The organism is Methylobacterium sp. 22177 (assembly GCF_052045615.1).
Classification (GTDB): domain Bacteria; phylum Pseudomonadota; class Alphaproteobacteria; order Rhizobiales; family Beijerinckiaceae; genus Methylobacterium; species Methylobacterium radiotolerans.
Genome location: NZ_JBQEPK010000032.1, coordinates 59,047 through 67,787, shown reverse-complemented (window position 1 = coordinate 67,787; position 8,741 = coordinate 59,047). Strand labels below are relative to the sequence as shown.

The following is an 8,741-nucleotide window of genomic DNA, read 5'->3' as shown; positions in this document are numbered from 1 at the left end:
CGCCGGCCCTCGGTCTGCGCCCGGGCATCGCCGGTCAGCTTGCCGATGGCCTCCTTCACCGAGCCCTTGAGGTGCTCGGCGGAGGGTGTCTTCCTGTCTTCGGTCATGGGCGCCCCGTCCTGCGTGAGAAAACCCTGGCCGACCGGAAGATGTGCGCCGGGCGTGGCCGATCAATGGTGTGGTTGTACCAGTATGGCGGTATCTATCCGTCAGAGATGTTCAGGGGAAAACCGTTCTCGCGCCCCCAGACGACCGCCTCGCTGCGCTTGTGGATGCCGATCTTGCGGTAGAGCGCGGCGCCGTGATTGCGCACCGTGTTGCGCGACAGGCCGAGCTTGCGCGCGATCGCGTCGTCGCTGAGCCCCGAGCAGATCAGGTTGAGGATCTGGCGCTCGCGCACCGTCAGGTTCGGCGCCACCGCGTCGCCCGCCTCCCGGCCCGGCCGGCGCAGGTTGGCCAGCTTCTCGATCAGCCCGCGGCTGAACCACGACGTGTCGGCCATCACCGTCTCGATCGCGTCGAACAGCTCCCGCTCGGTGTGCTTGCGCTCGGTGATGTCCTGCAGCACCAGCAGCACGAAGGCGGTCTCGTTGATCGTGATCCGCTCGGCCGAGACCAGGCAGTCGAGGTTCGCACCGCTCTCGTGGCGCAGGCAGACCTCGACGCCCAGCACGTAGCCCTGGCGCTCCAGCGCGGCCTCGACCTGCAGGCGCTGCTTGTCGGCGACCCACAGCCCGGCCTCCGCCAGCGAGCGGCCGACGACGCGGTCCTCGCCCAGGCCGAAGACCCGGCTGAACGCCTCGTTCACGCCCGTGACCTGGCCGTCGTCGGCGCGCACCAGCACGGTCGGCACCGGCGTCATCCGGAACGCCGTGGCGAAGCGCTCCTCGCTCTGGCGCAGCGCGGCCTCGGCTTTGCGGCGCAGCTCGAGGTCGGCGAAGGTGAACAGCATGCAGGGCTCGTCGCCCATCGCGATCGGCTGCCCGGCGACGATCACGAAGCGGCTGCCGCCGTCGGGCAGGTCGAGGCAGGCCTCCATCTGCGGGATCGTGCCGCCGGCGTTGAGGCGCGCGACGGCGAGGTCGCGGTTGCGGGCGCCGGCCAGGACGTCGACCTCGTAGACGCTGCGGCCGATGACGGCGTCGCGGGTGTGGCCGGTCATCTCCAGGAAGCCGTGGTTGACCTTGACGTGGCGCAGGTCGGACAGCCGCGTGATCACGGCCGGGGCCGGGTTGGCGTTGAAGGTGCGCTCGAACCGCTCCTCGGCCTCGAACTGGTCGGAGACGTCCTTGAGGATCAGGGCGAGGCAGCTCGGGTTGCCGTCGCGGTCGGTGGCCACGAGGCTGCGCAGGGAGTGGACGAAGTCCACGTCAGGTCTGTCGGCCCGCCGCACCTCGACCACGACGTCGTGGAAGCGCTCGCCGGCCACGACGCGCTCGATCGGGTACTGGTTGGGCACGATGTGGTTGCGGTAGCGCAGGCAGAAGCGGTCGCGGTAGGCGTCGACGGTGGGGCCGAGCTCGTCGAGGCTCTGGGCGCCGTGCATCGCCAGGGCGGCGGCGTTGGCGTAGGCGATGGTCTGGTCGGGCTCGACCAGGATCACGCCCTCGCTCAACCCGGCGATGATCTGCCGGAGCTCATGCCTGTCGACCCCCGCCGTCACAGCTCCCGCGCCCCCCGCCTGCCGTCACTGCCCTCGCGGCAGCGGGGCACAAACGGGTTGCGCACAAGCCGGTTCCACCAGATCCGCAATTTTCACTGGTATACCTGCACCATTGACGGCGTTGAGATCAACCAGAGATAAGTCCGCGTCCCTTCAGCGAGACATCTTGCCCGTCGCGGCGATGTCTCCGTCCCCACGAACCCAGAGCTTCACCGTGAAGCCCGCTGACGAAGAGTGCGATCCGACCGGCAGGTCCGATCCCGTCATCTCGCCTATCCACGCGCAGCTGGCTGAACGGCTGCGACAACACTATTCAGAAGTTGCACCGATCGAGATCGGCCCACGTCTCGCCGCCGTGCTGAACCGGCTGTCCGCGGCGCTGGATGCCGCCGAGGTCGGGCGGCAGGTGCCCCATGCCTTCAAGGACGATCTGATTGCCCTGGCGCCACGCCTGCGTCGCTACGCCCTGACGCTGACGTTCGACGGCGTCGAGGCCGACGATCTCGTGCAGTTCACGCTGCTCAAAGCCTGGGAGCATCGGCAGCGCTTCCAGCCCGGCACGAGCCTCGTGGCGTGGCTGTTCACGATCCTGCGCAACGGCTTCATCAACGGACGGCGCAAGCGACGCCTCGAGGTCCCGGATCCCGACGGCGTGCACGCCACGGCCCTCTCGGAACCAGCCGCCCAGGAACACTGCATGGGCTTGTCGGAGGTCCGAGCCGCGATCGACCGGCTCGAACCAGCCTATCGCGAGGCGCTGATCCTGGTCGCCGTCGACGGCCTTCCCTACGAGGCCGCCGCTTCCGTGATCGGGTGTCCCGCGGGCACCGTGAAGAGCCGCGTCAGTCGCGCCCGCGACCGGCTGCTTCAGGAGTTGGGCGAGCGCTGATCCGGGGCCGCATGCGTCGGCCGTGCCGGACGCTGCCGGGACGCGGGCGCCGTCAGATCACCCGATGATCAAGCCGACCGCCGATCGGACCGCGCCTGCACGGGCGCCCGCTCGATGGGCAGGCGTGCGACCGAGGTCCCTCTGGCATCGCGCACGACCAGCACCCAGTCCTCCCCGTAGCCTTCGTCGGCAAGCTCCTGCACCATGTCCCGGATGACGCTGCGGGCGTCGTCCAGCGCCTGATCGAGGCTCGTCGCCTCGATCCCGATCTCGTCCTTGATGATCTCGCGATCGTGCTCGATATCGAAGTAGAGCCGCCGCGGCACGAGCCGGAGGTCGCGGCGATCACCGCTCTGAAGGCCGGCGATAGCGAAGATCTTCGCGGGATCCTGCGCGTTTCGGGACGTTCCGATCCTCAGGAGCGCGAGTCCGCCACCCGCCAGCACGGCGGTCGCGCTGGCGACGCAGGGCGCCAGTACCAGAGTCTGGAAATCGAGCGATTGCCAGCCGAAAACAAGCACGGCCAGTCCGCTGCACAGAGCAGCCGAGATGACAACCAGCAGCATCCCCCCAGCCCCCGATCCCACGCCGGCTCAATCACATCGGGGTATACGCCAACATTCGGGTCCGCAAGAAGGGATAAGCAATAGGTGCGCACTCGTCCGATCCGCCTCGAAGAACCGCACAACCAGCAAATCGAACCTCAAGGCCCCGCAGCCATGACGCTGGCGCGCGTAAATTCCAGCCTCGGTCCTGCGCTGATCGATGGATCACCGACCGATTGGAGAAAAATTTAATATTCCACTCCCAGGGCCTCTCGCGCGCGTGCACACACTTTCGTGAACCCTCCGATCGACTGTCGCGATTGCGCGATCAGCGCTCCGTGCATCGCGACCCGGCGCCGGTCGGGATCCTGCGGTGAGCCGATCGAGCCAGCACGTGGCGCGACGATGCCGCGTTCAAGACCCAGCGGCCAGCGAATCATCGACATCACTCGCCACGACGGCAAAGCCCAATCCGCGCAGCGATGCGGTCGGAGTGTCGAAGGGAATCACAGTTGGCCACCTCAACAGTCGATTGACCCATCACGACGCCAGAAGACGCGGCGATAGGAGGCCGCATCAATCCCAGACGCGGCTGCAAGGCAACCACAATGCTCAGGTCTCGATTTTGATTGTCAACTTCTGAGTGAAAATTGACGAACAGGCAAGATTCCATTCACAGGCAAAGCAACCCAAGTCGTCGCGTAATTTTATGTTTTCCTCTGCTTGGCATGGTATCTTCTCGGACGCTGGACATATGCAACCATGCCTGTCGGCTCGATGGGCTCCGGCCCGGCAACGGAGAGAGTGAGTGGACAGCAGAGACGTGGCTCGTGAGCCGAGGTTCGAGACGCCCGACGACGCCCCCTTCGACCGTGTCGCGGCTATCGAAGCGAAGCTCGACGCGCTCGTAGAGCGGATCTCAGCGCTTCAAACGCACTTCTACTACGACGCACTCAATTGGAACGATTTCAGATCGCGCTTCGACCGATTCGTTCTCGAATGCGAGGATCGGCAGCGGGACATCTTGGAAGCCGTGATCAGGAGAAGCGAGGTGAAACCCGTGAACGTGCGTGTCGTGACCGCGAAAGCGCTGGCCGACGACACGCCCGATCATCTCTTTCCGAGAGGCACGGCCGTCGACAATACCCGGTCCCCGCGCTTCGTCGCAGCCTGCGAAACCCAGTTCGGCAGCCGCCTGCGTCACCTCGATATCGGTTCGGCCGGTGGAGGGCTCGTCTGGGATTTCACCCAACGCGGACATTTCTCGATCGGGATCGAAGGCTCGGACTGGTCGCGGAAGGAGCAGCGTGCGGAGTGGCGCACGATTCCGGATCGTCTCTTCACCGCCGACGTGCGCTTCCCGTTCCGCGTCGAAGACGAGGCCGGAGAGTGCCAGAAGTTCGATCTGGTCACGGCTTGGGAATTGTTCGAGCACATACCGGAAGCGGACCTACCCACGCTGCTGCATTCGATTTGCCGACACCTGAGACCGGGTGGGGTCGTCGTCGCCTCCATCGCGACCTTCGCGGATCGCGACGAGGCGGGCCACGACTTCCACGCGACGATTCGCGACCGTGCTTGGTGGGAAGACGTTTTCATGGCGTCAGGATTGATCCCGATCGAGAGCCCCTTCCAGCTTCGCGATTATCCGCGCGGATCAGGCAATCCCCGCGCCCACGATTGGGATGCGCGCGCCAATCCGGAACTCGGATTTCATCTCGTCGCGAGACATCGCCCGGAGCAAACACAGAGAATTTCCGAGTGAATCATACCGCCGTTTCGCGGTTCATCTGAATTAGTCAGACACTGCGAGAGAAAACCTTCCGCGCAAGGGCCGCGAAATCTGGTCCTCAGCGCGCTGCGGGATACGGGAACGGCACCCGATCTCGTGCTCGAACACGCACCCGATGAAGGCTCGGCGAAGCCACCGACACCTGACATCATCGGGGCAGCACACATGGCGCGCGTTTCCGGCGTCTATGCCGAACCGACCCAGCCGCCTCGTGCGGAGAGTCCGCGACACATATGGTGCTGCCACGCTCATGCCGGCTCGAATTCCGCGTGCCGGGCTTGCGACGTCACGCGCTATGGTAGACCGAGGACGATCGCTGGCTGCGCGGATTGCCCATGAAGTTTCGATTGCCGATCTCGTCCAATCAGCGCCGTCCGCTGTTTGCTAACCCGCTTCCCGGCTTCGATCCGGCCTACTACCTGGATCGTAACCCCGACGTTCGTAGGGCCGGTCTAGATCCACTTCAGCATTTTCTGAACCATGGGTGGACGGAAGGACGCGACCCCAGCGCCGGCTTCAGCACGGCGGGTTACCTCGCGGCGAACCCGGACGTCGCCGCCGCGGGACAGAATCCGCTGATCCACTTCTTGCAGAACGGCCTTGCCGAAGGACGGAGCGGTTACAAACCGGGCGCCCCGCCGACTCAGGTGGGGCAGAAAGAGACCTCACAGGCTCAGGGCGCGCCCGGCTCTCCGGAGTCGCACGATCACGTACCGCTGCAAGGCTTCATCGACGAGGCTGATCACAGCCGGATCCGCGGGTGGGCCTTCACACCATGTTCCCCGAATTCACCGACGGTGATCGCCATCGTCGTCAACCGATCACCCGTCAATACGGTCGTTGCTGGCAAATTCCGTCCGGATCTGCGCGAGGCTAATATCGGCAACGCGCATCACGGCTTCACATACGCGTTCTTTCCGCCCCTGAAAAAAGACGTGGAGCAGACGATCGTGATCCGCCGCTCCGCGGATGGCCAGGAACTGGCCCGGACGGTCCTGCCTCGGGAGAACCAGATTTGATAGACCAGTCATCAGTGCTCGGGGGAAACCTAGAGCTGGCCGGTCCGGCGTCTCTGACCGTCAGGAGATAGCATCGGCGTCAATCCTTGCATTCCAGATCGCCGGTGAGCAGCGGCTGAGCGTTGGCGCTCGCCGGCACTGTCCCGTCCATGCTGTAGATGTAGACCTTCGGATCGGCGAAACCGATCCGGCCCTGGACGGAGCGACCGGTCGCTCGGTCGAATCCAGTCAACACCGTGTCCTTGAACGGTTGGCAGGGAAGCGAGGCCGTGATGTAGCCCGAGCCGCCCGTGACTTTAATATCCAGCCGAATACCGAGGATCTCTCGACCGAATCGGCGGTAATCGGCCGTGGCCGAGACTGAGGCGGCGGCCGCACCGCCGCGTGCGACCGCGGGCGTGTAGACCGTTCGTGCGAGATTCGTCGTGAACCCAGTATTCCCGATGGACTGGCCGTTATCATCGGTGATGTTGACGCCCGCACCATCCTCCCATTTTGGCGGCGCCTCACCGCTCTCGGTATTGTACTTGGCCACGACATTCCTGACGCTCGGCCGTGGCCCGCCGCGCGCGACTAAGCCGCCCGTCGCCGAGATTGTCCCGAAGCGGTTGGCCCGGGCAGAGGACGGTGACGTCCAGACTCCGCCCTTCAGGTCGACCCCAATCCCGGTATGTCCTTCGCGATCGGCGCGTATGAAGATGAACTCGTTGGTATCCGCGTTGCCGATCTCGAACCCCGTCCCCTGTTGGGTCAATGTCAACACATTGATCCACTGGCTCGAGTTGGTGTCGAGCCACGGCGACCCCGGTCCGATGCGCACGCCCTGTGCCTTCAGGCTCGCTCTGCCTTGCTGCGTCACGCGGAGTTTCCACTCGTTCTGAGATGTGTCGAGGAACGAGGACGCGGCATTGCCGGAATTCGCGACGGTGATGGACACGTCCCGCGTTCCGCCGATGTCGGGGGGCTCGACGGTCAGGACGTCGCCCAGCACGTAATTGGCTCCCCCCTCCGTGACGTCGATCGCGGATACGGAACCGCCCTTGACCGTGATCGTCGCGCGGGCGCCCTCTCCGGCTCCCGCGCTCGCGTTCGCGAGGGGGACCCCGGTGTAGGTCCCGCTCCGTCCACCGGATCCCGGTGTGACCGCCGCCCAGACAGGTCCTGTGAGCGGGCCTTTCGCGAGAGGACCGCGGGCCTCATCGACATCGATATCGGCGCCCGGACCGGTCGTGTCCCGCACCATGATGTCGATTCTGGAATTTTTCAGCCCGCGCACGAACAATCCCGTCTTCGCGCGCCCATTCCCGTTGAGCGTCAGATCCGAAACCGCAACGGCGGTCACCGGTGTCTGAGCCGTCGTACTCCGCAGATCGACGATCACGGCTCCGGGCGCACCGACCCATTTCAACTCGGTTCCCGCGATGGAGAAGGCACCTGCACCCTGGCCGATAATCTTGATGCGGGACATGTTGGGCGCACGCAATGACGTCGCGCAGCGAGCCGCGCCGGGAGGCAGCACAAGGGTTCCTCCCCCGCGCGCGTTGAGGAAGGCGAACGCAGCGTTGAGAGCCGGACACACGTCGGCAGATTCCGTCCAAGCCTTGCCATCGCCGTGGGCGGCAAAGTCATCGTAGGTCGCCAGAACGGTTCTGAACTTCGAGACGAGCGGGCTGTTGATCGGGTCCGCGAGGTCGGCGCGACTAACGACGCCGCTCGGTGGCGTAAATCCCAAAGTCGCGTCTGAGCGAACGGCACTGGTCTCTCCCTGCCGATTGCCATCCTCGACGGGATGATTCTGCTTCGTTCCGGGCGTCGGCGGTGTCGTTCCAGAATCGACCCCCCCTGCGCAGACCGTGCCCTGAGCGAAGCAAAGAGCGATGAGAAGACCGCGACGCGTAAGTGAAATCCCGTATCCCAAGCGTCCCTCCGTGCGGCCTCGCGCGCCGCGTGGCGAGTCTTGCCGATCCCAGAGCGGCCCACCCATGATACGACGGGCCGCGGCGGTGCGACGAGGACTGGGTCGACCTGCTGACAGGACGCTGCCTTCCGTGAACAGCGTTCGACCAGCCGAATCGCCTCGGCAGACCGGCTGCGGTGGATTCGCCCGTCGAAGAGCCAGGCTGAGCCTCTCGCGTCGGGACGCGGAACCGGGCGATTTCCCGGTGACAAGGATGAGCGCGAACGGCGTCGCCGGGGAGGACCGCAGGCACTGGTTGTACGATAGCCGCCTGCTGGTCTGCGGCTTCTGCTTGGCCGCGTGTGTCGCCATCACTGGCAGGTCAGCCAGTTCGAGGCCCCCTGCCGCTCCTCTCCAGCGCCCACAGGGACGACACGGACGGTCAGTCGGTGCGCCTGAGGATGAATGCCTACATGCGCGACGCGCGCTCCCGGTCGACACGCGAGGGCTGCCCTCGGACCGCCTATGGGCTCACCTGCACGCACGAGCGGAGGATTAGATCGGCCAGGCAACGGACCCGAGAACTCTTCGGAGAGCTGCGTCGGAAGTGATCGCCTACAGGAGGCCGCTCGACGCTCCACCACTGAGCGAACGGCTAGCCCGCGCGACCAGCTCATCGAAGGCCAGGGCCGCCGCGAGGGCCTATGTCCGAGAAAGGAACGGCCGATGAGATTCGGCTACCGTCATCTCGGTCTCGTCGAGCACTTCCCAGGTCCAGAAATGCTGTCCGACGGCTTGGATCTCGAAGTGCGCGGTGATCGCGCGGGTTGAGGCACCGTGCAATCACGCCCGACGGAAACCTACTCGACACAGTAGGGTACGCCGCACAACATCCCGTTTTTGAGGCGACCCCGATTGATCCCTGATTGCGTCGCT

The 8,741-nt window shown here is 65.3% G+C and carries 6 protein-coding genes; 3 read left to right on the top strand and 3 right to left on the bottom strand.

Features of this window, described 5'->3' with window-relative positions; translation table 11 throughout:
* Nucleotides 1–202: 202 nt before the first annotated feature.
* On the bottom strand, nucleotides 203–1,663 hold the full coding sequence (locus ACTJK8_RS23715; protein ID WP_440761956.1) for a helix-turn-helix transcriptional regulator: 1,461 nt from the start codon (nucleotides 1,661–1,663) through the stop codon (nucleotides 203–205).
* A gap of 214 nt (nucleotides 1,664–1,877) precedes the next feature.
* On the opposite strand from ACTJK8_RS23715, the gene ACTJK8_RS23710 reads away from it, so the two are divergent.
* Complete coding sequence (locus ACTJK8_RS23710) at nucleotides 1,878–2,552, top strand: sigma-70 family RNA polymerase sigma factor (RefSeq protein WP_063111458.1); 675 nt, start codon at nucleotides 1,878–1,880, stop codon at nucleotides 2,550–2,552.
* 68 nt (nucleotides 2,553–2,620) lie between these two features.
* Here ACTJK8_RS23710 and ACTJK8_RS23705 read toward each other — a convergent pair whose 3' ends face one another.
* A complete protein-coding gene (locus ACTJK8_RS23705; RefSeq protein WP_012322534.1) occupies nucleotides 2,621–3,118 on the bottom strand; it encodes a DUF6894 family protein in 498 nt (165 codons plus the stop codon).
* A 787-nt stretch (nucleotides 3,119–3,905) separates the two neighbouring features.
* Here ACTJK8_RS23705 and ACTJK8_RS23700 point away from each other — a divergent pair.
* Entirely contained in the window at nucleotides 3,906–4,862 is a 957-nt protein-coding gene (locus ACTJK8_RS23700) for a class I SAM-dependent methyltransferase (RefSeq protein ID WP_059409951.1), read from the top strand.
* A gap of 362 nt (nucleotides 4,863–5,224) precedes the next feature.
* Nucleotides 5,225–5,908 carry a hypothetical protein gene (locus ACTJK8_RS23695; protein ID WP_306419126.1) on the top strand — a complete coding sequence of 228 codons (684 nt, stop codon included), beginning with the start codon at nucleotides 5,225–5,227 and terminating at the stop codon, nucleotides 5,906–5,908.
* 79 nt (nucleotides 5,909–5,987) lie between these two features.
* On the opposite strand, the gene ACTJK8_RS23690 is transcribed toward ACTJK8_RS23695, so the two are convergent.
* Nucleotides 5,988–7,640, bottom strand: coding sequence for a hypothetical protein (locus ACTJK8_RS23690; protein ID WP_440762601.1), 1,653 nt, complete (start codon nucleotides 7,638–7,640; stop codon nucleotides 5,988–5,990).
* Nucleotides 7,641–8,741 lie beyond the last annotated feature (1,101 nt).